This window comes from Acinetobacter sp. CIP 64.7, from assembly GCF_000369745.1.
GTDB classification, from domain to species: Bacteria; Pseudomonadota; Gammaproteobacteria; order Pseudomonadales; family Moraxellaceae; genus Acinetobacter; species Acinetobacter fasciculus.
Genome location: NZ_KB850179.1, coordinates 2,032,355 through 2,054,912, shown reverse-complemented (window position 1 = coordinate 2,054,912; position 22,558 = coordinate 2,032,355). Strand labels below are relative to the sequence as shown.

The window sequence follows — 22,558 nt, the reverse complement described above, 5'->3', positions numbered from 1 at the left end:
AAAAAAACCTGCATCATGATGCAGGTTTTTTTATTTAGGCCGGAGGAGTGACCGCTTCATTGAGCACAGGGCTTACGGTTTCAACTGTTTCGGTAGGTCTCCGGTACCAGTGCAAAATGCCACGCAGCAAAAGCTGCATCTGTAGCACGCTTTGGGTTTTAAAGGCATTGGATTGGGCGCGACGTAGCTCTGGATCAGCCTGATGCTGCAGATGAATCCAGCCCATGGCCCAGTTCAGGGACAGCTCAATCAGCATCTGTGCCAGAGCCTGCAAGTCCTGTGGCGCCTGAATATGTCGGGTAGATTGCATCTTGGCCAGTTCATGCATGACATCTTCAGCCAGAAAATGAATTTCCCGTTCAATTCCGGCACGTAATACGTCCGAACCGCCCCAACGTTCTGCAACAAAAAAAATCCAGGGTTCAGGATGATATTCGACGGCCTGAAAAAAGAGTTCAAGCCCGGTGTGGGTTCGGGTATTTGGCTGATACAGATAGGCCTGTCCCAGCTGATTGAGTACGCCCTTGATATGAATCGCAACCTGATCCAGCAATTCCAGGCCCAGCTGGTTCATATCCTGAAAGTGCCGATAGAACGCCGTTGGTACCAGTCCGACTGCATTCGCAACTTCACGCAGACTGATCGTGCTGAAAGCGCGGCCCTGACTGCTGAATGCCAGTGTCGCATCGAGTAATGCCTGATGACTTTGCTGCTTGCGATCTTCACGTAAGGACATAAATGGGTTTCCTGTCACCGGCTTCCCTTATAGGAAGTTTTAGTCTAGCAAAAATTAAATTAAATCGTAGTGGCACAGATCGGCATAATTTCGACATCTCGTAGCGAGCTGATGCATTGATTTTGTAAATCAATCCCCCGGCTGCCTAATCTTGGCAAAGGCTTCTGCTATACTGAGCCGCAATTATTTTGAACCCATACAGGACTTATTATGCGTATCGACCAGCGAGCATTAGATCAATTACGTGAAGTGAAAATTACCCGTAACTATACACGTTATGCGGAAGGCTCTGTATTGGTTGAATTTGGTCATACCAAAGTACTGTGCACCGCCAGTGTGGATAGTTCTGTACCGCGTTTCCTCAAAGGTCAGGGTCAGGGCTGGGTGACGGCTGAATATGGCATGTTGCCACGTTCAACCCATACCCGTAGCGACCGTGAAGCGGCACGTGGCAAACAGAGTGGCCGTACTCAGGAAATTCAGCGTCTGATTGGTCGTAGCCTGCGCTCAATGGTCGATCTGAAAAAACTCGGTGAAAATACCATTACTATCGACTGTGATGTAATTCAGGCCGATGGCGGTACCCGTACTGCAGCGATTACCGGTGCTGCGGTGGCCTTGGTCGATGCCATGAACGTCTTGCTGGAAAGAAAAAAAATCAAACATGATCCATTAAAAGGTTTGGTGGCTGCGGTTTCTGTTGGTATTTTCAAAGATGAAGTTTTACTGGATCTTTGCTATGAAGAAGATTCAAACTGTCAAACCGATTTGAATGTGGTGATGACTCAGGCCGGTGAATTTATTGAAATTCAAGGTACTGCAGAAGACAAACCATTTACCCGCGCACAATCGAATGCCATGCTGGAAATGGCCGAGAAAGGCATCCAGGAACTGGTGAAAAAACAGCAAGAAGCTTTAGGCTGGTAATCCATCCCATGCTGAGAAACGCATCTCCGGATGCGTTTTTTTATGCCTGAAATTTCACTCTGCAACTGTATCCAAAAAATGCATTACAAAACTTCCTGACAAAAATCCGACATGAATCGGCTATATCTGAACCGGTTTTAAACCGATATTGGATCAGGCGAGATCACAATGAGGAATGCGACATGAAACAGTGGCTTTGTGCAATTTCATTGCTGGGCGTGTTTGGATTAACTGCCTGTGACTGGGGCAATAATCGTGAAGATGACGAGCGTTCAGTATTAAATCAGGATCGTGATGAGGATAGCGGAAGATATAACGACCGTGATGGTGACGATGATGACCGCGATCGCCGAGGTAATCGGGACGACGATGATGATTAAGGTCTAAGATAGAAAATTGAGCAAAATATACGCAAAAAATTTTTCTAAAAATAAAAAAAGGGTGCTTCGCACCCTCTACGGTCATCTATCCCATTTAGGCTTAAGCATTGAAACGCATCGACAGATCAATGGCTTTGACATCTTTGGTCAATACACCCATAGAAATATAATCTACGCCGGTACTCGCGACTTCACGTAAATTATCAATCGTGATGTTGCCTGAGGCTTCCAGTTTGCAGCGACCGGCCACATGTTGCACCGCGTCGATCATCTGCTGCTGACTGAAATTATCCAGCATCACAATATCAGCATGGGCTTCGAGTGCCTGATTCAGCTCATCCCAGGTTTCGACTTCAACTTCGACAGGCTTACCCGGTGCAATTTGATGGGCCTTGGCAATCGCCTGCGCAATCCCACCCGCTGCCATAATATGATTTTCTTTAATCAAGAAGGCATCAAACAGGCCCAAACGGTGATTCTGGCCACCGCCAATGGCCACGGCATATTTTTGTGCGATACGCAGACCCGGAAGCGTTTTACGAGTATCTAATAATTTGGTGTTTAAACCTTGCAACTGTTTGACATAGTGGGCGGTTTTAGTCGCAACCGCAGACAGCGTCTGGACAAAGTTTAGCGCAGGGCGCTCCACGGTGAGTAAGCTACGTGCAGATCCGGCCAGTTTTAAAAATGCTTGATTGGCTTGAACATGATCGCCATCATTTTTCAGCCAGCTCACTTCAATACTTGGATCATAGGCCTGAATCAAGGCATTTACCCAAGGCTGGCCGGCCAAAACCATGTCTTCACGGCTAATGATGGTGGCAGTGGCCTGTTCATCTTCAGGAGTCAGCAGGGCGGTAATATCACCGTCACCAATATCTTCTGAAAGTGCTTGTTGAATATTGATCTGAATTGACTGGTCTAGCAAAGCTTGAGATATGCGCATGAGTATTTCCGTATCTTTTTTAAGCCGTGAAAATTGCGCCTTATCTTAGCACCGTTACATAAAAGATGAGCGATTTTTCATCCAGTTTGCTGGGATGAATTGAGATTTCTCCTTGAAAGTTTTAGCATGAAGCCGGCTGCAATGCTGATCTTGCAGATTTTATTTTTGGGGAGAACGGTTTTATGCAACAGGCAGCTGAGTTTCAGGTCAAGGACGGGCAACTAATCGGTGCACGTCAAATCCCGTCTCCCAATTTTAATCAGCGGCCAGAACAGACCGAGATTCAATTGCTGGTGATTCACAATATCAGCCTGCCACCTTCACAGTTTGGCGGTGGTTATATTGAACAGTTTTTTCAGAATCAGCTGGACTGGTCCGTACATCCTTATTTTCAAACCATTGAAGGGATGCAGGTGTCGACCCATCTGCTAATTTTAAGAACGGGAGAAGTACTGCAATTTGTTAATTTCAATGACCGTGCCTGGCATGCCGGCCGCTCGAGCTATTTGGGCAAAAAAGAATGTAATGATTATTCGATCGGGATCGAACTGGAAGGCAGTGATGACTTGCCTTTTGCAGCTGAACAATATCGGGCCTTGGTAAAAGTCACGGCCTGTCTGCAACAGCATTATTCCAAGATTCAGCAGCATATTGCCGGACATTCGGATATTGCACCGGGCCGCAAGACCGATCCGGGACCATATTTTAACTGGGCTGATTTTCGTGCACAGTTACAGCATTATAAAAACACCTCAAGCTCGCTTGAGCGATGAAATTAAGCAATGAACTTCTGACAAAAGTTTCATTACAATAACCACAAATTTATACATTAGGTGAAGAGGATGGCGCTTTGGCGTTCGACCGTCATTGTCAGTGCGATGACCATGTTGTCACGCGTACTGGGATTGGTTCGAGATATTGTTTTACTGAATGTCTTTGGTGCTGGTAAAGACTTCGATACCTTCGTAGTCGCATTTCGTATTCCAAACTTTTTCAGGCGTTTATTTGCCGAAGGCGCATTTTCACAGGCATTTATTCCGGTACTGACTGAATATAAAACCAGTCGCACGCATACCGAAGTCCAGATCTTGATTAGCCGGGTGTTTGGCTGTCTGGCGACGGTGATGACGACGCTGACCATGGTCGCGATCATTGCTGCGCCATTGATTATGTATATCTATGCACCCGGTTTCCATAGCGATCCTGAAAAGTTCGCCCTGGCGACTGACATGTTCCGCCTGACCATTCCTTATTTGCTGTTCATGTCACTAACAGCTTTTGCCAGCAGTATTCTGAACAGTTATGGCTCTTTCAGTACCCCGGCATTTGCACCGGTCTTGCTGAATGCGGCGATGATTGCCGGAGCGCTCTGGCTTACGCCGTATATGGCCGAGCCGATTATGGCGCTGGGCTGGGCAGTGATCATTGCCGGTATTTTACAGCTGGCGATCCAGATTCCTGAATTGTGGCGTAAAAACCTGCTGATTCCACCGAAAATTGATTTCAAGCATGAAGGCGTCGATCGCATCATGAAGTTGATGCTGCCGGCTTTATTTGGTGTATCTGTCACGCAAATTAACCTGCTACTCAATACCATCTGGGCTTCGTTCATGCAGGACGGTTCGGTATCCTGGCTGTATAGTGCCGAGCGTATGACCGAATTGCCGCTGGGTCTGATCGGTGTTGCAATTGGTACCGTGATTTTGCCGTCGTTATCGGCACGGCATACCGAGCAAAATCCGGAAAAATTCCGTGGCATGATGGACTGGGCAGCCAAAGTTATTGTGATGGCAGGCCTACCCGCCAGTGTTGCACTATTTATGCTGTCGACCCCGATTATTCAAGCCCTGTTTGAACGTGGCCAGTTCAGCTTTGAAGATACTCAAATGACGGCTTTGGCGCTGCAATGTATGAGCGGTGGTGTGATTGCCTTTATGCTGATTAAAGTCTTTGCTCCCGGTTTTTATGCAAAGCAGGATACCAGAACCCCGGTGCGTGTCGGTTTGATGGCTGTGGCGGCCAATGCGATTCTGAACGTGATTTTTATTGGTTTCTTCAAGCTGATTGACTGGGAAGCAGAGCATATGGCGCTTGCACTGGCATCGACGGGTTCAGCGATGGTCAATGCCGGTTTGCTTTATTATTATCTGCATAAGCGTGATATTTTCCGTTTTGGTTCGCACTGGAAAAAAATCTTCCTGCAATTCATGTTTGCCAATGTGGTGATGATTGCAGCTCTGGCCTATGCCCTGAGTTGGTATAACGCAGATGTATCACAATGGATGCGTGTGGTAGAAGTATTGATCTTATGTGTTGTCGGTGTGGTAGCGTATGTTGCAGCCTTGCTGGTGGCAGGTTTTAGACCACGTCATTTAAAGCCTTAAGTTCATCTTAAAAGAAGTATTTTTGATCAAAACAGATCATTAAAATACCCATAAAAAAACAAGAGCCAGAAGGCTCTTGTTTTTTTTGAAAGCTAACACTTGCTTTGAAAAGGTCTAGCGTAAATCTAGACCTTGCCGCGCGAAAGAAAACCAACGATCGCAAGAATCACCGCAATTACCAACAAGATAATCGCAAAATCCTTAGACAAGCCTGCGACGCCACCGAAACCAAGTAGACTCGCAATTAATGCAATAACAGCAAAAATAATAGCCCAGCGAAACATATATATTCTCCATGTGTTTTTATTTTCAAATTTAGTATAGAAATAAACGATTCCAGCAACTGTTAGTGTTGTGTTGATGAACTGTCTCTGATTTAACAATAGTTTACGTGATAACAATAAAAATTTGAGACAGTAGGTCTGCAGGGTTCTGGCTGTTATAATCAGCTGATTTTTGAATATTCCGGCCCGATCATGAGCGATACTTTACGTCCCGAATTCTGGAAAAACTATTCACTTGCTGAACTGACGCAAGTCGAGTGGGAGGCCTTATGTGATGGTTGTGGGTTGTGTTGTCTGATTAAACTGGAAGATGAAGATACTCAGGAAGTCGCCTATACCAAAGTGGCATGTAAGCTGCTGGATTGTAGCACTGCACGTTGCTCCAATTATCCAGATCGCTTGCAGTATGTGCCTGATTGTATTCAGCTCACGCCAGAGAAGCTGGAAACGATTCACTGGTTGCCTTCGAGTTGTGCCTATCGCCGGGTAGAGCAGGGCAAAAGCCTGCCATCCTGGCATTATCTGATTAGCGGTTCACGAGAAAGCGTGATTCAGGCACGCAAGTCGGCAGCAGGGCGCTGCCTGAGTGAAGCAGATATTGATCAAGACGACATTGAAGATTATATCGTACGCTGGGTGCGTTGAATCTGCCTGCGTGATTCGTTTATTGATCTGCCGGATGGAGTAGAGCCTGGGCCGAAGCACCGGCCATCGGACGATAGAAATAGAAGCCTTGTCCAATCTGACAGTCACAATGGATCAGGGTATCCAGCTGTTCTGTATTCTCAATTCCTTCGACCAGAACATCCAGTGCAATACTGGAGCCAATCTGGGTAATGGCTTTGACAATGGCCAGGGCAGATGGGTCACTGTTCATGCGTTCTACAAAGTTGCGGTCAATCTTGATGCAACCCACCGGATAGTCCTGCAAGCGGGTCAGCGAAGAATGTCCAGTGCCGAAATCATCCAGCGAAATCTGGATTCCGGCCTGTTTCAGCAGGTTCAGGGCGCGAACCACATAATTGGCACCATGTTCGGATAGGCTCTGCTCGGTAATTTCTAGTTCAACTTTATGTGCGGGAATATCAAAGTTGGACAGGCGTGCCAACAGTTTTTCGGCATAGTCATCGCGCAGGAATTCGACCGGTGCAGCATTGATGGAAATCGGTAACAGATCCAGACCTTGCGCCTGCCAGCGACTCATATCTGCAAAGACTTTCAGTTGCATGGTCTCACTGATGCGTGAGGCCAGCTCATAGTCCTGAAAGGCAGCAAAAATTTCGGAAGGTAACTGAATGTTCTGATTCTGATCTTGCCAGCGTAATAGTGCTTCGAAACCAATCACTGCACCATCAGAAAGACGTACTTTAGGTTGGTAATAGGGAATGATCTGATCGGCGAGAATAATTTTGCGTGCCAGAGTCAGCTGCTTGGTCATATTTTCCAGTGAACCGCACATTTCCTGATTGAACATGCGGATGCCACCACGACCACTATTTTTCAGGTCGTTTAAGGCGATATCAGCACATTTCAGCAAATTAGAAGTATTTAAGGCATCACGTGGATAGATGGCACAGCCAATACTCATGGCACTGCTGATGCTATTGCCAACATAATTGATCGGCTGATCCAGCTGGGCATAGGCCATTTGCGCCGTTGCCAGCAGTTGCTCTTCACTTTCCAGATTTTTCACCAGTACGGCAAATTCATCACCACCCAAACGGGCGATGATGGTATTCGGACCAAAACAGGTCTGGAAGCGTTTGCCTAAGACATGTAACAGATGATCGCCAGCAATATGGCCCAAGGTGTCATTAATATGCCGGAAATAGTCCAGATCAATCAGCAGTAAACCTGCCATGGTCTGTTGCTGTTTGGCTTTTAACAGTACCTGTTTAAAGGTTTTATAGAAGGTACTGCGATTATACAGGCCAGTCAATTCATCGCGTTTAATCACTTCTTTTAAACGGGTTTCTGCAATTTTTTGCTGACTGATATTGCGTGATACACAGAGGATATTTTGGGTAATATTCTGCTGATCCAGAATTGGCGTCAGCAGATGATCCCAATATTGGATCGGTTGATCTTCGATCTGGACTTTGCTGGAAAAACGGCTGTTTAAGCCTTGGGCCGCCTGTTTTAAAGCACGCTGCCCGGATTTTCGGGCTTCAGGGCTTAAACGATTTAGCCAGCACAATGAATGATCCTGATCTTGTTCTGCGGTCTGATTGGCTTGTGCCAGACAGCCAGAGTTACTATGCCGAATCTCGCCTTCAGGGCTGATGATGTTAATGCAGTCTGCACTGGCATCCAGCATGTTTTCTTGGGTTGAAACAATTTGAGAAAGTTGCTGCTGGATCTCAAAATAATCATGCACATCAGTCAGGGAAACTGCCCATTGCAGCAAATGGTCAACTTCATGATGAAATTTTACCGCCAGGCTACACATGCGATAATGGCTATCATTGCGTTTAATCCGGCACTGGGTTTCAAAGTTCTGATGCTGATCCAGCGCAGCATGCCACTGCGCTAAAAATAGCTGCAAGTCCTCGGTATGAATAAAACTCTGCCATTGCAGATGGCCCTGTTCATTCAGGTTCATGCCAAGATAATCAGTCATGGCATCGTTAAAATATTGCAGATGTTGTTTGTTGCTGACCCACAAGGGTTGCGGTAAGGCATCGATCAGATTTTTTAACAAAACCGATTCAGACAAGTGAACGTGGGGTGCAATCAGTGATGATGACGTCAGTGGCTTAGACCGACTCACAGCTCCATGTTCAAATTTATCATGCTTCATGCATTCACCACTACAACCCAAAAGTGCCCAAGGGGCGAGATAAGTTTCTTTTAATTAGAATAAACAATATGAAAATTACACTGTAATTAATTCACAATTAATCATGTTCAAATTATTCGCTTTTATAGAGATTAATTCATTCAGAATTAAAAAAATAGAGGATATCTCCATAAATTAATTTTTTATGCTTGATGTTTGCATTCTTGGAATCAAAACTGCTGGTGTTAGAATGAGATCAGAATTTAGTTTGAGCCAATAATAACATGTCAGATAGTCATATCCCGCTTCCAGAACGCTTACGGCCACGCGACCTTACACAGATTATCGGGCAGGAACATTTGCTGGGAGAACATGCGCCCTTACGTCAGATGATTGATCAGGGGCATCTGCCTTCGATCATTTTCTGGGGACCTCCCGGAGTCGGAAAAACTACCATTGCCTTACTGCTAGCTCAAGCGGTAGACCGGCCTTTTATCAGCCTGTCTGCCCTGAATACCGGCGTGAAAGAACTGCGTGAAATCATTGCCGAAGGTGGTGATTTGCTGACGCCAGTGGTATTTATTGATGAAATTCACCGTTTTAATAAATCCCAGCAGGACGCGCTGTTAAATGCGGTCGAGAAAGGGAAAATTACCTTAATTGGCGCCACCACCGAAAACCCGTCTTTTGAAGTGAATAGTGCCTTATTATCACGTTGTCAGGTGTATAGCCTGAATGTATTGAGTGCTGAATCGATTCAGACCTTGTTGATGCAAGCCTTACAAAATGACTCTTTCTTACAGGAAAGACATATCCTGATTGAAGAATTTGATGCCCTGATCCAGTTCGCGGCAGGAGATGCCCGCAAGGCGCTAAATTTACTGGATCTGATTGCCAGTACCTTTGAAGCAGATATGGAAAATATCATCACTAATGCGGTCGTGGTGAAAGTCGCACAGCAGAATATCGCCCGTTATGACAAGTCCGGTGAGCAGCACTATGATCTGGTGTCGGCCTTCATCAAGTCGATTCGCGGCAGTGATCCGGATGCAGCCTTGTACTGGATGGCACGCATGCTCAAAGGCGGCGAAGATCCGGTGTTTATTGCACGGCGCATGTTGATTGCCGCATCCGAAGATATCGGCAACTCGAATCCGAATGCTTTGCTGTTGGCAGGGGAATGTTTCCGTTCGGTGCAGGCCGTGGGAATGCCAGAATGCCGGATTATTTTGGGGCAATGTGCAGTTTATCTGGCGACCAGTGCTAAAAGTAACAGTACCTATCTGGCGATTAACAAGGCGATGGAACTCGCAGATAAAACTTCAAATTTGCCAGTGCCTTTGCATTTAAGAAATGCGCCAACCAAGCTGATGAAAGAGCAGGGCTATGGCGTGGATTATCTGTATCCGCATAATTATCCTGAGCATTTTGTGCTACAGGAATATATGCCGCCAGAACTGAAGGATACCAAACTGTATGAATCAGCACGTAATAAACGTGAAGTTGAAGGGGAGCGTTTACAGCAACGCCGTTGGCAACAGCAACAACAGCAGCAATAAAGCTGGGTATCCCAACTAATTGAACAGATTAAAAAAAAGCCCAATTCAAGGCGAATTGGGCTGAAAGTAGGATGTTTTTGAGGGAGATAACATCCTAGAGGGTAGAGGAGAAATTTGGTCGGAAAATATGGAGTAAAGTGCGTCAACTCACTGATTTGCCTGGTATGTGATAATATTAATGCATGTAGTTTTTGATGTAAAAACGATCATTTTAATAATAAAAATTTATTTTTCCGATTAAAAGCCGGAAATAAAAAACCGAGCTAAAAAGCTCGGTTTTTTCGAATCTGCGCATTTACAGATTAGATGTTGTCTAGATTGATACCTAAACGGCCAGCTACTTCTTCATAGGCTTCAACTACGCCGCCTAAACCTTGACGGAAACGGTCTTTATCTAGTTTTTTCTTGGTGTCTTTGTCCCATAGACGGCAACCGTCTGGAGAAAATTCATCACCAAGTACGATACGGTCGTGGAACACGCCGAATTCAAGCTTAAAATCAACCAGAATCATATTCCCTGCGTCAAACAATGCTTTAAGCACGTCGTTCACTTGGTAAGTCAATTCTTTCATTTTCGCCAATTGTTCAGCCGTTGCCCAACCTAAAGCAATGGCTTGTGACTCATTGACCATTGGATCACCAAGCGCATCATCTTTAAAGAACAATTCAAATGTTGGAGGAGTCAGTTCCTTGCCTTCTTCCACACCCAGGCGGCGGCATAAAGAACCTGCTGCATAGTTACGGATCACACATTCAACCGGGATCATATCCAGTTTTTTTACCAGCACTTCATTTGGAGTCAATAGCTTTTCAAAGTGGGTCTCAATTCCCGCTTCTGCCAGTTTTTCCATAATGAAGGCGTTAAAACGGTTGTTCACCTTGCCTTTACGATCTAGTTGCTCAATTTTTTCGCCATTGAATGCTGAGGCATCATCGCGAAAGACTAAAATCAGATGGTCTGAACTGTCTGTGGTGTAGACAGATTTCGCTTTACCAGTATAGAGCAAGGTTTGTTTTAACATGAGGGAACCTTTTACAAAAAAAATGCCTAGAAATGTCTAGGCTGGCCAATTTTGGTAAATCTGGTTGAGCAGTTCTGCAGCTTTTTCACGGTCGGCAAAACTGTTATCGGCATTGAACACAGCGAGGTTATTACTTGAACCGACAGAAGATAATCTTAATACATAGATCTGCTGATCAACCTTAATCGTGACTTCATAACGATTTTTGCTCTGCGCAACGATGCTATGATTCAGACTGCTGAGGGTGGCAAGTGTATATTGCCAAATTGTAGCAGAATTTCCCTCAATTTTAAGCAGCGGATTAAGATTTCCGTCAGTGACCAACTGTGGTCGACCCACCGTATTGGTTTCGGTTAGATCAGCTGTATTTGAGTTTTCAGTCTGGGCTTGTGGGCGTGGCAAGGCAAAACGGTTGCCACGCTGGTTTTCAAGCTTCGGTGCATGTTCAATTGCAAGCGGATCAACTGTTGGAGCAGGATACAATGGCGTTGCAGGACGAACCATGGCGCCTTCAGGATATTGTAAAGCTTCCAGGGTAGTAGTCTCTTTATAGTCTAAAGTGCCGTTATTAAAGGCCATTGAACTACAACCTGCCAAACTGAATACTGAAAGTGTAAGGCTAAGTCCTAAACGTAATTGCATAATCTTGTGCTCTTTTATTTGATAACGCCCGCTTCGACCAGTGCTTCATGAAGCGGAGCGCGATATTGTTCTGCAAGTGGTGTTAATGGAAGGCGAATACCCGTACCAATTAAGCCCATGTCATGGAGTGCCCATTTCACAGGAATTGGGTTCGATTCGCAAAATAAAATATTGTGTAAATTTGCAACCTGAGCATTTAACTGTTCAGCTGTGGCTGCATCACCGGCAATCGCAGCTGCACACACTTCGCTCATGGCTTTCGGAGCCACGTTCGCCGTGACCGAGATATTACCTTTGGCGCCATGACCGATCAGTTGATACGCAGTTGCATCATCACCCGAATAAACAGTCATATCTTTACCGACAAGGCCTTGCAGCAGTTCAGCACCGCGCGGTACATCGCCAGTCGCATCTTTAATACCGATAATTTGTGGAATATCCGCCAGGCGAATCACGGTTTCATTGGCCATATCCACACCGGTACGGCCCGGAACATTATAAAGAATCTGTGGAAGATCAACGGCTTCAGCAATAGCTTTATAGTGCTGATACAAGCCTTCCTGAGTCGGTTTATTATAATATGGCGTCACCAGTAAAGCGGCATCTGCCCCCAGCTCTTTGGCTTCGCGGGTCAGTTCGATCGCTTCACGGGTCGAGTTTGCACCTGTGCCGGCAATAATAGGAATACGTTTGTTGGCCACACGAATGATTTCTTTGATCACCTGGGTGTGTTCACTCATACTGAGAGTAGAGGCTTCGCCTGTTGTTCCAACGGCGACAATACTGTTGGTGCCCTCTGCAATGTGCCATTCAACCAGCTTCTCGAGACCCTTCCAATCTACGCTGCCATCTTCAAACATAGGGGTGACGATTGCGACTATGGAACCTTGAATGGTCTGTGCTTGCTGAGTCATTTTAAAAAACTATCCTATTTGTCCATCCGAAAGGAATGAGAAAACATAAATTGGGATGGATTTGTATTTTGATTTATAGCAAATTCAATAGATTTGCATTGAATTGAATATTGCTTATGCAAATTATGACTGATCAAACGCATAAGAACAATATGCTTTAGTAAAAGCTACTGAATTCTTTATACAAAGCCTTTTGGAAACAATCAAGTAATAAATAAGATGATTTATAAAGCAAAATCCTGAGACCAAAGTTATGTCTCCAGTCTAGACAATGGAGGAGATTACCCCAAATGAAGCCAATAATGATAAGGCTTGTGCAAAAAGATCAGCTGAAAACTGCCATTTTTATGCCTTTTAATTTTGGATTAATAGTTATATTGGATAAATTGAGACCTCTTACATCTTGATCGCACTCTCGCACCAAAACAAATAAAGCCAAAAACGACTAAGACTAATCTTTTTTAAATATCAATAAATTGAGAATTTTTTTTCTTATCGGTTAATTTTTTAACTTGATGTATAAGCCTTAAACTCTAAGTCTTGAACTTTATGGTGTTCTGATTAAGTGTTTTTGCGACTTTATCTGGTCTTATCCTATTTTTATCTGCCTCTACTCCTTTGGGAATATCTAAGCAAAACGTTCAACTTATTGATAGTTATTTCTGCAATCAGGCTCATAGATGATGGCTGTCTTTTGTAACGCTGATTGAACAAGGATAATCCAATGGAAAAATCAGACAATAAGCATGCTATCGTCACGGTCGCGATCTGTTTTCTGATTGCGGTGATTGAAGGCTTAGATATTCAGGCAGCCGGAATTGCTGCTGCAGGTATTCGTGAGCATTTTGGTCTCGATAGTTCCCAGTTGGGTGTGTTTTTTAGTGCAGGGATTCTGGGTTTATTACCGGGTGCACTGGTTGGTGGTCGATTTGCGGACCGCATTGGCCGTAAGAAAGTCTTGATCTGGTCAACAGCAATATTTGCTGTATTTACCTTATGTACGGTTTGGGTCAATAGCTTTAACAGCTTGCTGGCAGTGCGTTTCCTGGCTGGAGCAGGTCTGGGCGGCGCAATGCCGATTCTGATCACACTCGCCTCTGAAGCTGTGTCTCCACAAAATCGTGGTCGTGCAGTGGGCTTGATGTACTGTGGCATGCCAGTTGGTGCAGCAATTTTATCTTTAATTGCGGCGACTGAATTTGGCGCCAACTGGAAAAATGTTTTCTATCTCGGTGGCCTGTTACCGATTTTTGCCATTCCGCTGATGATGCTATTTTTGCCTGAATCGAAGGAATACCTGAAAGCACAGAATAAAACGGCTGCAGAGCTTGCTGTTGCACCGCAGGGTTCATTCAAGGACCTGTTTAATTCGGACAACCTGTTACGTACGCTATGTATCTGGGTGAGCTACTTCTTTACCTTGATGGTGGTTTACATCATGTTGAGCTGGTTGCCATCATTGTTTATGGAACTTGGCTTTACCCGTAAAGATGGTTCAACTGCACAATTCTACTTCATGGTTACAGCGACGATTGGTACGATTATTTTGGGTATGCTGACCGACCGCTGGAAGAAAGCCTATGTGATCCTGTTGATGTACGGCGGTATTCTGGCAGGTCTACTGGCGCTGAATGGTGCAAGCTCGCTGAACCAGATGTATATGGCAGCAGCATTAGCCGGTGCCTTCGTGATTGGCTGTCAGGGTGTACTGTATGCCTTCGGTAGTATCGTTTATCCGACAGAAGTGCGTGGTACTGGTATTGGTGTTGCATCTGCAGTTGGCCGTATCGGTGCCATGCTGGGGCCAGTCATTGCCGGTCAGTTATTGACAGCAGGTTTCGGTGCTGCGGGGGTCATTACTGCTGCGATCCCATGTATCATCATCTCTGCATTATGTATGCTGTTCCTGGTGAACCGCACTAAAGTGTAAGGTTCAACGATTTAAAAAAGCCTGCTCTTGCAGGCTTTTTTATTTTCAGAATTTAAGAATTAAATACACTGTTTTATTATTAAAAAGACTCATCACTTTATCTTAAAACTTATTTTTTTTGCAGAGATCCAGCTTGATACAAGCCCGGAACTCATCTCATATTTGTCAAAAACAATGAATCTATTGATCTGCTCATATACACATGCCGAGAATACACAGTCATGCCATTTTTAACCGTAGAGCTAAAAATCCTGAGGTATTTTGCGCTATGCTTGGGCATAAATCGAGATTTCAATGGATGAAAACAGATGCAGAATAATGTTGCTTTACTGGTCGTAGACGTACAAAGAGGATTTACCCCGGGAGGCAATCTGGCTGTAGCCAATGCTGACCAGATTATTCCAAATATCAATCTATTGGGGCAGCATTTTAAGCATATTATCCTGACCCAAGACTGGCATCCGGACAACCATATTTCTTTTGCAGACAACCACCCCGGCAAAGCCGCCTATGACAGTATTCAGCTGGATTATGGCACTCAGGTTTTATGGCCAAAGCATTGTGTGCAAGGGACACGCGATGCCGAACTGCATCCGGATTTAAATTTACCGCAAGCACAACTCATCATTCGCAAGGGTTTTCATTCCCAGATCGACAGTTACTCGGCCTTTATGGAAGCTGACCAGAAAACCCCGACGGGTCTTGCTGGCTATCTGCGTGAACGTGGGATTGATACCGTATTTGTGGTCGGGATTGCTACGGACTTTTGTGTGGCCTGGACTGCAATCGATGCCTGCAAACTGGGCTTTAAAACCTATGTGATTGCCGATGCCACCAAGGGCATTGACCTGAATGGTTCCTTGCAACATGCCTGGCAGGATATGCTGTCGCATGGCGTGAAACGTATCTATGTGAAAGATATTGTTCAAGCAGCTTAAAGCTGAATAGGGATAGAACTTAAATATTCCTTTGATCTTATTTATATTTAAATACGCCAATCTCAACTTAAAATAAGATTTTCGAATTGAATTGGTGAATGACCAAGCTTTTTATTTAGCACCACACAAATTGTATGCGACAGAATTTTACGAGTTATGCGGTGGGTTAAATGCCATAGATCTTTTGCCCTCACTTTCTGAATGTGAAAGCGATCTGTTAATTGACCAATCACTGTTTCAATCTTTCTTCTGGCTTTCATCAGTATTTGCAGTGTCTCTTTAGGTCTGAAATCTATCATGTTTTTTCTAAAGGGTGTTTGTAAATCAATACCCTGATATTCATAATATCGTTTCAATTCTGGTCTTAAATAGCCCTTATCTGCTCCCAGTAAACCGTAAATATCATTCGTAATTTCAGGTGCAACATCTCGCTCATCACAATGAGCAGGTGCAAAGGTATAACCCGAAATCATGCCTGAAAGATTAATGACGATATGAGCTTTGAAACCATAATATTTTTCTTGTTTTGCAGCACAATAACTAAAACCTGCGTATTCTTTAAAGTTTTTATGCTTTCTAGCTCTGGTATAACTACAGACAGGGAGTGGGAAGCCATCAATAAAGTGAATGTTATCTGAACCATAACGCTGAATGAGCTGTGCCATAATGGATTGACTGACATGCCACAGGTTTGCACAATGTTTACAGAAATTGGGATAAGATCCTAATTTTGGAAACCATTCTAACCAATTGTTTTTGAAATACATCCAAATATTTTTGTCTGTATCTAAACCAAGAAATTCACCTACTATTTGCATAGTGATGATTTCTGCATCAGTAACAGCAGGCGGAAAACCACGAGTTCTCAGGGGCTGAGTAACAACAATGGGATAAAGTTCTTCTATGATTACATAGACAAAAATGATAAATTCTTCAATGGACATAACTTTGCTTTAATTTCTTGGTGGAAACTAAAATAGGGTTATGTCCTTTTTATTTCAATCACTTAAAAAGTTGAGATTGGGGTATTTAAATATAAAAATTCAGGCGTCAACGGGTGCCTATTTTATCTTGCTTTTTCTCCCTTAATATCACCTGGATGAAACCCATGTCAGCCTTGCTCCAGTTTAGCCAATTTGTCCAAAAAACCTTTGCTTTATGGGTGGTGCTTTTTTCCGGCATTGCCTTGATGATCCCTGAAGCTTTTGTCTGGTTAAGAGCTTATATTCCCTGGATGTTAGGCATCATCATGTTCGGCATGGGCATGACCATGACCGTCGGAGATTTTAAAAGTGTCTTGCAAAGTCCGAAGGCAGTAGCGATTGGCGTCGTCGCCCAGTTTATGGTGATGCCGGGTTTGGCCTTTTTGCTGTGCAAGCTGTTCCAGCTGCCACCAGAGATTGCCATCGGGGTAATCTTGGTGGGTTGCTGTCCGGGCGGAACTGCATCCAATGTGATTACCTATATGGCCAAGGGCAATACTGCCTTGTCGGTCGCCTGTACCTCGGTTTCTACGTTACTGGCGCCCATTCTAACTCCGGCCATTTTCTACTTGTTGGCCAGTCAGTGGATTGAAATCAATGCCTGGTCGATGCTGGTGTCGATCTTACAGGTGGTGTTATTCCCGATTATTCTGGGCTTAATCGTACGGGCGCTACTCAAGCAAAAAGTCACGGCCTATATTCAGGTCATGCCGTTGATTTCTGTGATTGCGATTGTGGCAATTGTCGCGGCGATTATTGCCGGCAGCAAAACCCAGATTCTGGAGTCCGGTTTAATGATTTTAGGGATCGTGGCCTTACACAATGGTATGGGCTATTTACTGGGTTATTGGGCCAGCCGTATATTTCACTTGGCAGAAATAGACTGTCGTGCAGTCTCCATTGAAGTGGGAATGCAGAATTCTGGTCTGGGTGTGGCCTTGGCGGCAACCCATTTTGCCGCATCACCACTTACCGCTTTACCAAGTGCCATTTTCAGCCTGTGGCATAATATTTCAGGGCCAGCTTTAGCCACTTATTGGGCTGCCAGAAAAACTGAAAAAACAGACACCTAATTGCAGTTTGATGACAGCGCGCAACAAACCAGAGGATGATTTTTTATAATTTTAAAAATTAAAATATTAATCTATATAGATTTATCAAGCTTTGTAACATAAGTGTCATAAAGTCTGCCTAAGATCGCCCCTCAATGATGTGAAACAACAGACTGTAATCAGCAGCATTGAGAGGGCATGGAACAATTTCAGCATTCGTCAGCGACCTATTTTAATCGGGAACTTTCCTTATTTGAATTTCAGCGTCGTGTCTTGGCACAAGCACTTGATCCGAATTTACCGATTTTAGAGCGCTTAAACTTCCTGATTATTTTTTCCCGTAATCTGGATGAGTTTTTTGAAATCAGGATTGCCGGGCTGATGAAACAGCAAGACCTGAATGCGACTACCCGGACGCCTGATGCTGTACCCACCGAGCTGGTTCTACAACAACTGTCCCAGTCCATTCATGCCACAGTTAACAAGCAGTATGAGGTTCTGAATCATGCAATTCTGCCTGAACTCCAGGCGCAGGGTATTCAGTTTCTTCAATATCAGGATCTTCTGGAAAAACATAAGGCATGGATTGCAGCCTTTTTTGCCAAAGAAGTGCAACCGGTACTGACCCCGATCAGTCTGGATCCTTCACATCCTTTTCCACGTTTGGTGAATAAAAGTCTGAACTTTATTATCAGCTTGGAAGGTAAAGATGCCTTTGGCCGTGAAATCGAGATGGCGATTGTGCCGGCACCACGTTCCTTACCGTGCCTGATTAAAATTCCGGAAGATGTCACCGGAAACAATACCACCCAGATCTTTCTGACTGCGATCATCCAGCAGCATATCAGTGATTTGTTTCCCGGCATGAAAGCGACCGGATGTTATGCCTTTCGGGTTACCCGCAATGCCGATCTGGTATTGTCGGAAGATGTTGACGATCTGGCAGTGGCCTTAAAAGATGAACTGTGTTCGCGCCGCTTTGGTCGTGCAGTACGTCTGGAAATTGAAAATGACTCTCCACAGAACATCATCGACTATTTGCTGGATGAATTTAATCTGACGGAACAGGAACTGTACCGGATTGATGGACCAATCAATTTGTCCCGCCTGAGTACCAGCTTTGAGCGTCCGGAATTAAAGTATCCGCATTTTAGTCCTGTGATTCCCAAAATTTTCCGTAAACAGAAAAGTATTTTTGAAATTTTAAAAGCACAGGATGTGCTGCTGCATCATCCTTTTGATTCATTCCAGCCGGTGATTACTTTACTGCGCGAAGCGGCCAAGGACCCAGCGGTGCTGGCGATCAAGCAGACGCTATACCGCAGTGGTCCGGATTCGGAAATTGTTCAGGTGCTGGCAGAAGCCGCACGGAATGGCAAGGAAGTCACGGCCGTGATTGAACTGCGGGCGCGTTTCGATGAAGAATCTAATATTATGGTGGCCAATATTCTGCAAGAAGCCGGCGCGGTCGTGGTCTATGGCATCGTGGGTTATAAAACCCATGCCAAAATGATTCTGATTGTCCGGCGTGAAAATCAGGAATTACTGCGTTATGCGCATTTGGGTACCGGAAACTATCATGCCGGTAATGCCCGTATGTATACTGATTACGGCCTGATGACCACACAGCCGGATATCTGTGAAGATGTGCATCGCATGTTCCAGGAACTGACCGGCATGGGCAAAATGGCCAAACTGAAAGCCTTGCTGCATGCACCGTTTACCCTGCATAGCGAACTGCTGAAACTGATTGAGCAGGAAAAGGCATTTGCCCTGGCCGGCAGAGCCGCGCATATCATCATCAAAGTGAATGCACTTACCGAACCGCAATTGATTGCTGCCCTGTATCAGGCTTCGCAGGCTGGGGTAAAAATTGACCTGATTGTGCGTTCAATCTGCTGTCTGATTCCACAAGTTACCGGTATGTCTGAAAATATCCAGGTCCGTTCAATCGTAGGACGTTTCCTGGAACATACCCGGGTTTATTATTTTGAACATGGCGGTGCCAAGAAACTGTATTGTGCCAGTGCCGACTGGATGGGCCGTAACCTGTTTTCCCGGGTGGAAACCTGTTTCCCGGTGCTGGATCCAGAGCTGAAAAAACGGATTTATAAAGATGGCCTGATCAGCTATTTAAAAGATTGTCACAATGCATGGGAGTTAGATGCCGAGGGTCAGTGGCATAAAGTCCCTTGTCAGGATCCGGCTCAGCCTTATAATGCCCAGCAATATCTGCTGGAACAAAAACAGTTAAAAATTTAAGAGATAGACCAAGACACACTGGCGTATTTGTTTTATATCCATAAAAAAGCCGGATGTTGGATCCGGCTTTTTTAATTGCAACATTCAGGGATATTTATGAGGCTTTGGACTGTTTGGATTTTAGAATTTCAGTTCTAAAAGTCTGTGCCAGCTCGGCGCTTTCAGCATCCATGCCATTCACCACAAAAGCATGACGGGTCAGGACATTGGTTGGATTCGGCATGCTGACCAGCTGGAAGTGATCACTCACATCTTTCAGCAAGGTGTTCGGTACATGTAAGGCACTTTCTTTCGCGACCAGATGCTGAGTCAGACGCTCCGCGGCCTGTACCGAGCTGAGCTGCATCTCCTCGACTTTAGAGGCAATCGCGCTGCGGGTTTGTAGCACAAAACGTTTTTCTTCACGATAGCGTCTATACAGCACTTCCGAAAGCAGCTGGAACACGGCACTGATCATGGTCAGGCAGGCCAGGGCATTCGGTTTGTCTGCTGTGATACTGATGGTGGCACCTTTTTCATCAAATTTATGTACGGTACAAATATCAGAACTATTTAACTTATAGCGTTGCACACAGAGTTCGGTGGCTTTATTCAGGAAAATCTGACAAAGATTGAAATAAGGCACCGAAACGGTTTTATTCACGCTATCCAGTAACTGTTTTGGATCGTAGAACTGGATGTTTAAGCTCAGGCTATCGCTCTCGAGTACCGCTGGTTTATGTTCTTTTTCTTTGGCTTTGTTTTTCACTGCCTGTTGGGCCTGAGCAATCGCCAGTGCCGCATTATGCTTTTCCTGTTCCAATGCCTGGGTCAGGGTCTGAATCTCGAATTTCAGCCGCGATTCATTATTGATGCGCGCTAGATATTCAGTCCGACTTGGACGTGCCACGGCACGATAAGCGACCCAGAGCAGACCATGAATGATGAACGAGAACAGAATCGCCAACCATTGCGTGCGCAGAATTTCACCAATACTTGGCTCAATCAGGGTGATTTCAATCACACCGACTTTTTTCTCGTTTTGCAGGGCATCACGGACAAAAACTTCACCCTCGCGAGTTTTGGTCAGTCCGCCGGTGGCTAAAACTTGAGCTTTCGCATCCAGAATCCGGATGGAAGCGACACTTGGATTGGTGGCATAACGATTTGCCAGCAAAGCCAGAGAAACGCGGTTGGGCGGTTCAAGCTCAGACAGGCTGTCTGTCACCAGTTGACTGGTGATCAGCTGTCCCTGATTGGCACGGTTTTCATTCAGTTGGTGAGTGGTTGCCAATACCAGTAAAAAGGTATGCAGAGCAAAACTTACAATCAATAGGCTAGCAAATAGCCCTTGTCTAGGCGCATTCAACGTAAACTTCCAAGGCAATTCTGTTCAATTTCGATTATGATTCTAACAATAGTTGTAGCTCAGACCCGAGTCAATTCATGCGAGAAATCATTCTTATATCATTCTTAGGACCTGACCAGCCTAATCAATTTACACGATTAATGCAGGTTTTGTCCGCCCATTCCCTACAGATTTTAGATGTAGGGCAAGCGGTTATTCATAATCAGTTAACCTTAGGTATTGTTGTGGCGTCTGAAGACCAGACAGCAACAGCATTAGCCATGAAGGAGATCCTGATTCTAGCACATGATATCGGGTTAACTGTGCGCTTTAAACCGATCTCTGCGACTGAATATGATCAGTGGGTCAAAGAGGGTGGACGCACACGTTATATCGTAACGGCATTGGCCCCTGAATTAAATGCCTCTCATCTGCAAGCCGTGACCCAGATTGTCTCGGGTCAGGGCTTTAATATTGAAACCGTGACCCGTCTGTCTGGCCGCCCCATTTTAGATGGCCAGAGCGCAGGGCCAAAACGTGCCTGTGTCCAGTTCGGTTTAAGTGGACAAATGCTAGATGCAGCTGCCATGCGTGCGGCCTGCTTGAGCCTGTCCAATGAATTAAATGTCGATGTTGCGGTGCAGGAAGACAATGCTTATCGCCGTAACCGTCGTCTGGTTTGCTTCGATATGGACTCAACCCTGATCGAGCAGGAAGTTATTGACGAACTGGCAATTGAAGCCGGTGTTGGTGAACAGGTCGCAGAAATTACCGAACGTGCTATGCAAGGCGAGCTGGACTTCCAGCAAAGCTTCCGTGCACGTGTCGCCTTGTTAAAAGGCATGGACGCTTCGGTACTTCCGAAAATTGCCGAGCGCCTGACGATTACCGAAGGAGCTGAACGCCTGATTTCGACTTTAAAAGCACTAGGTTACCGTACTGCAATTCTTTCTGGCGGTTTTCAGTATTTTGCGGAATATCTGCAAACTAAACTGGATATTGATGAAGTGCATGCCAATGCGCTCGATGTGCAGGATGGCGTGGTCACTGGTGAAGTCAAAGGCCATATCGTCGATGGTGCACGCAAAGCACTCTTGCTCGGTGAAATCGCCCAGGAGATGGGAATTTCCCTGGAACAAACCATTGCAGTCGGTGATGGCGCCAATGACTTACCAATGCTCTCGATTGCAGGACTCGGTGTGGCTTTCCGTGCCAAGCCGCTAGTACGCCAAAATGCCAATCAGGCGATTTCTAGCGTCGGTCTGGACGGTGTGCTTTATCTGCTCGGTGTACATGATAAAGACCTGAACCGTGCATAAATACAGGCTTTGATTGATTTTAAACGCGACCTCCGGGTCGCGTTTTTTATTGCTTATGATCTGAGTGATATAAGGAATAGCTGAAATGTGGCTACAAAAACATCGATCATCTTAAACGGAAAAATAATTTTTTCACTTAAAAAAACTACTGATAATTTTGTAATGACACGCCAA

At 45.1% G+C, this 22,558-nt stretch carries 20 protein-coding genes; 11 read left to right on the top strand and 9 right to left on the bottom strand.

The features are described from left to right. Positions 1 to 34: 34 nt before the first annotated feature. Positions 35 to 736, bottom strand: coding sequence for a TetR family transcriptional regulator (locus tag F890_RS16370; protein ID WP_005250188.1), 702 nt, complete (start codon positions 734 to 736; stop codon positions 35 to 37). A 210-nt stretch (positions 737 to 946) separates the two neighbouring features. Here F890_RS16370 and rph point away from each other — a divergent pair, with 210 nt between their 5' ends. After that, positions 947 to 1,663, top strand: a complete 717-nt coding sequence (gene rph, locus F890_RS16365) for a ribonuclease PH (protein ID WP_004281238.1) — start codon at positions 947 to 949, stop codon at positions 1,661 to 1,663. 182 nt (positions 1,664 to 1,845) lie between these two features. Next, positions 1,846 to 2,043, top strand: a complete 198-nt coding sequence (locus F890_RS16360) for a hypothetical protein (RefSeq protein WP_005261504.1) — start codon at positions 1,846 to 1,848, stop codon at positions 2,041 to 2,043. 100 nt (positions 2,044 to 2,143) lie between these two features. On the opposite strand, the gene nadC is transcribed toward F890_RS16360, so the two are convergent. Next, a complete protein-coding gene (nadC, locus tag F890_RS16355) occupies positions 2,144 to 2,989 on the bottom strand; it encodes a carboxylating nicotinate-nucleotide diphosphorylase (RefSeq protein ID WP_005267720.1) in 846 nt (281 codons plus the stop codon). 182 nt (positions 2,990 to 3,171) lie between these two features. Here nadC and ampD point away from each other — a divergent pair, with 182 nt between their 5' ends. Next, positions 3,172 to 3,762, top strand: coding sequence for a 1,6-anhydro-N-acetylmuramyl-L-alanine amidase AmpD (gene ampD, locus F890_RS16350; protein ID WP_005267719.1), 591 nt, complete (start codon positions 3,172 to 3,174; stop codon positions 3,760 to 3,762). A 60-nt stretch (positions 3,763 to 3,822) separates the two neighbouring features. Next, entirely contained in the window at positions 3,823 to 5,373 is a 1,551-nt protein-coding gene (gene murJ / locus F890_RS16345) for a murein biosynthesis integral membrane protein MurJ (RefSeq protein ID WP_171058358.1), read from the top strand. Between the two features lie 125 nt (positions 5,374 to 5,498). On the opposite strand, the gene F890_RS18350 is transcribed toward murJ, so the two are convergent. Beyond that, positions 5,499 to 5,657: a DUF1328 domain-containing protein gene (locus F890_RS18350; protein ID WP_004647174.1), complete on the bottom strand. Its 159-nt coding sequence runs from the start codon at positions 5,655 to 5,657 to the stop codon at positions 5,499 to 5,501. Positions 5,658 to 5,849: 192 nt separating this feature from the next. On the opposite strand from F890_RS18350, the gene F890_RS16335 reads away from it, so the two are divergent. Then, complete coding sequence (locus F890_RS16335; protein ID WP_005267715.1) at positions 5,850 to 6,302, top strand: YcgN family cysteine cluster protein; 453 nt, start codon at positions 5,850 to 5,852, stop codon at positions 6,300 to 6,302. 19 nt (positions 6,303 to 6,321) lie between these two features. Here F890_RS16335 and F890_RS16330 read toward each other — a convergent pair whose 3' ends face one another. Further along, positions 6,322 to 8,457 carry a putative bifunctional diguanylate cyclase/phosphodiesterase gene (locus F890_RS16330; RefSeq protein ID WP_005267713.1) on the bottom strand — a complete coding sequence of 712 codons (2,136 nt, stop codon included), beginning with the start codon at positions 8,455 to 8,457 and terminating at the stop codon, positions 6,322 to 6,324. Positions 8,458 to 8,720: 263 nt separating this feature from the next. On the opposite strand from F890_RS16330, the gene F890_RS16325 reads away from it, so the two are divergent. Continuing rightward, positions 8,721 to 9,995, top strand: coding sequence for a replication-associated recombination protein A (locus F890_RS16325; protein ID WP_005094922.1), 1,275 nt, complete (start codon positions 8,721 to 8,723; stop codon positions 9,993 to 9,995). A gap of 302 nt (positions 9,996 to 10,297) precedes the next feature. Here F890_RS16325 and purC read toward each other — a convergent pair whose 3' ends face one another. The 3 genes from purC to dapA are packed head-to-tail and all read right to left on the bottom strand — an operon-like array spanning position 10,298 to position 12,573. Next, complete coding sequence (purC, locus tag F890_RS16320; protein ID WP_004281247.1) at positions 10,298 to 11,017, bottom strand: phosphoribosylaminoimidazolesuccinocarboxamide synthase; 720 nt, start codon at positions 11,015 to 11,017, stop codon at positions 10,298 to 10,300. A 36-nt stretch (positions 11,018 to 11,053) separates the two neighbouring features. Then, positions 11,054 to 11,659 (bottom strand): hypothetical protein, encoded by a 606-nt coding sequence (locus tag F890_RS16315; RefSeq protein ID WP_004281248.1) that lies wholly within the window; start codon positions 11,657 to 11,659, stop codon positions 11,054 to 11,056. A gap of 14 nt (positions 11,660 to 11,673) precedes the next feature. After that, positions 11,674 to 12,573, bottom strand: a complete 900-nt coding sequence (dapA, locus tag F890_RS16310; RefSeq protein WP_004281249.1) for a 4-hydroxy-tetrahydrodipicolinate synthase — start codon at positions 12,571 to 12,573, stop codon at positions 11,674 to 11,676. 724 nt (positions 12,574 to 13,297) lie between these two features. On the opposite strand from dapA, the gene mhpT reads away from it, so the two are divergent. Then, on the top strand, positions 13,298 to 14,503 hold the full coding sequence (gene mhpT, locus F890_RS16305) for a 3-(3-hydroxy-phenyl)propionate transporter MhpT (RefSeq protein ID WP_005094926.1): 1,206 nt from the start codon (positions 13,298 to 13,300) through the stop codon (positions 14,501 to 14,503). 308 nt (positions 14,504 to 14,811) lie between these two features. Beyond that, positions 14,812 to 15,441, top strand: coding sequence for a bifunctional nicotinamidase/pyrazinamidase (pncA, locus tag F890_RS16300; RefSeq protein ID WP_005094928.1), 630 nt, complete (start codon positions 14,812 to 14,814; stop codon positions 15,439 to 15,441). Between the two features lie 62 nt (positions 15,442 to 15,503). Here the strand turns inward: pncA and F890_RS16295 are convergent, their stop codons facing one another. Beyond that, positions 15,504 to 16,385 (bottom strand): IS982-like element ISAba9 family transposase, encoded by an 882-nt coding sequence (locus tag F890_RS16295; RefSeq protein WP_004282326.1) that lies wholly within the window; start codon positions 16,383 to 16,385, stop codon positions 15,504 to 15,506. A 164-nt stretch (positions 16,386 to 16,549) separates the two neighbouring features. On the opposite strand from F890_RS16295, the gene F890_RS16290 reads away from it, so the two are divergent. Next, positions 16,550 to 17,497: a bile acid:sodium symporter family protein gene (locus F890_RS16290; protein WP_005094929.1), complete on the top strand. Its 948-nt coding sequence runs from the start codon at positions 16,550 to 16,552 to the stop codon at positions 17,495 to 17,497. A gap of 177 nt (positions 17,498 to 17,674) precedes the next feature. Further along, on the top strand, positions 17,675 to 19,738 hold the full coding sequence (gene ppk1 / locus F890_RS16285; RefSeq protein ID WP_005094930.1) for a polyphosphate kinase 1: 2,064 nt from the start codon (positions 17,675 to 17,677) through the stop codon (positions 19,736 to 19,738). Between the two features lie 94 nt (positions 19,739 to 19,832). On the opposite strand, the gene F890_RS16280 is transcribed toward ppk1, so the two are convergent. Continuing rightward, positions 19,833 to 21,086, bottom strand: coding sequence for a hypothetical protein (locus F890_RS16280; protein WP_005094933.1), 1,254 nt, complete (start codon positions 21,084 to 21,086; stop codon positions 19,833 to 19,835). A gap of 77 nt (positions 21,087 to 21,163) precedes the next feature. Here F890_RS16280 and serB point away from each other — a divergent pair, with 77 nt between their 5' ends. Beyond that, positions 21,164 to 22,384: a phosphoserine phosphatase SerB gene (gene serB / locus F890_RS16275; RefSeq protein WP_005094936.1), complete on the top strand. Its 1,221-nt coding sequence runs from the start codon at positions 21,164 to 21,166 to the stop codon at positions 22,382 to 22,384. The last annotated feature ends 174 nt before the right edge of the window (positions 22,385 to 22,558 follow it).

Coding starts and splice junctions, on each gene's coding strand:
- rph (WP_004281238.1), top strand. CDS start 947: ATGCGTATCGACCAGCGAGCATTAGATCAATTACGTGAAGTGAAAATT.
- F890_RS16325 (WP_005094922.1), top strand. CDS start 8,721: ATGTCAGATAGTCATATCCCGCTTCCAGAACGCTTACGGCCACGCGAC.
- dapA (WP_004281249.1), bottom strand. CDS start 12,573: ATGACTCAGCAAGCACAGACCATTCAAGGTTCCATAGTCGCAATCGTC.
- F890_RS16360 (WP_005261504.1), top strand. CDS start 1,846: ATGAAACAGTGGCTTTGTGCAATTTCATTGCTGGGCGTGTTTGGATTA.
- F890_RS16290 (WP_005094929.1), top strand. CDS start 16,550: ATGTCAGCCTTGCTCCAGTTTAGCCAATTTGTCCAAAAAACCTTTGCT.
- nadC (WP_005267720.1), bottom strand. CDS start 2,989: ATGCGCATATCTCAAGCTTTGCTAGACCAGTCAATTCAGATCAATATT.
- pncA (WP_005094928.1), top strand. CDS start 14,812: ATGCAGAATAATGTTGCTTTACTGGTCGTAGACGTACAAAGAGGATTT.
- serB (WP_005094936.1), top strand. CDS start 21,164: ATGCGAGAAATCATTCTTATATCATTCTTAGGACCTGACCAGCCTAAT.
- F890_RS16295 (WP_004282326.1), bottom strand. CDS start 16,385: ATGTCCATTGAAGAATTTATCATTTTTGTCTATGTAATCATAGAAGAA.
- ppk1 (WP_005094930.1), top strand. CDS start 17,675: ATGGAACAATTTCAGCATTCGTCAGCGACCTATTTTAATCGGGAACTT.
- F890_RS16370 (WP_005250188.1), bottom strand. CDS start 736: ATGTCCTTACGTGAAGATCGCAAGCAGCAAAGTCATCAGGCATTACTC.
- F890_RS16330 (WP_005267713.1), bottom strand. CDS start 8,457: ATGAAGCATGATAAATTTGAACATGGAGCTGTGAGTCGGTCTAAGCCA.
- F890_RS16315 (WP_004281248.1), bottom strand. CDS start 11,659: ATGCAATTACGTTTAGGACTTAGCCTTACACTTTCAGTATTCAGTTTG.
- ampD (WP_005267719.1), top strand. CDS start 3,172: ATGCAACAGGCAGCTGAGTTTCAGGTCAAGGACGGGCAACTAATCGGT.
- F890_RS18350 (WP_004647174.1), bottom strand. CDS start 5,657: ATGTTTCGCTGGGCTATTATTTTTGCTGTTATTGCATTAATTGCGAGT.
- F890_RS16335 (WP_005267715.1), top strand. CDS start 5,850: ATGAGCGATACTTTACGTCCCGAATTCTGGAAAAACTATTCACTTGCT.
- purC (WP_004281247.1), bottom strand. CDS start 11,017: ATGTTAAAACAAACCTTGCTCTATACTGGTAAAGCGAAATCTGTCTAC.
- mhpT (WP_005094926.1), top strand. CDS start 13,298: ATGGAAAAATCAGACAATAAGCATGCTATCGTCACGGTCGCGATCTGT.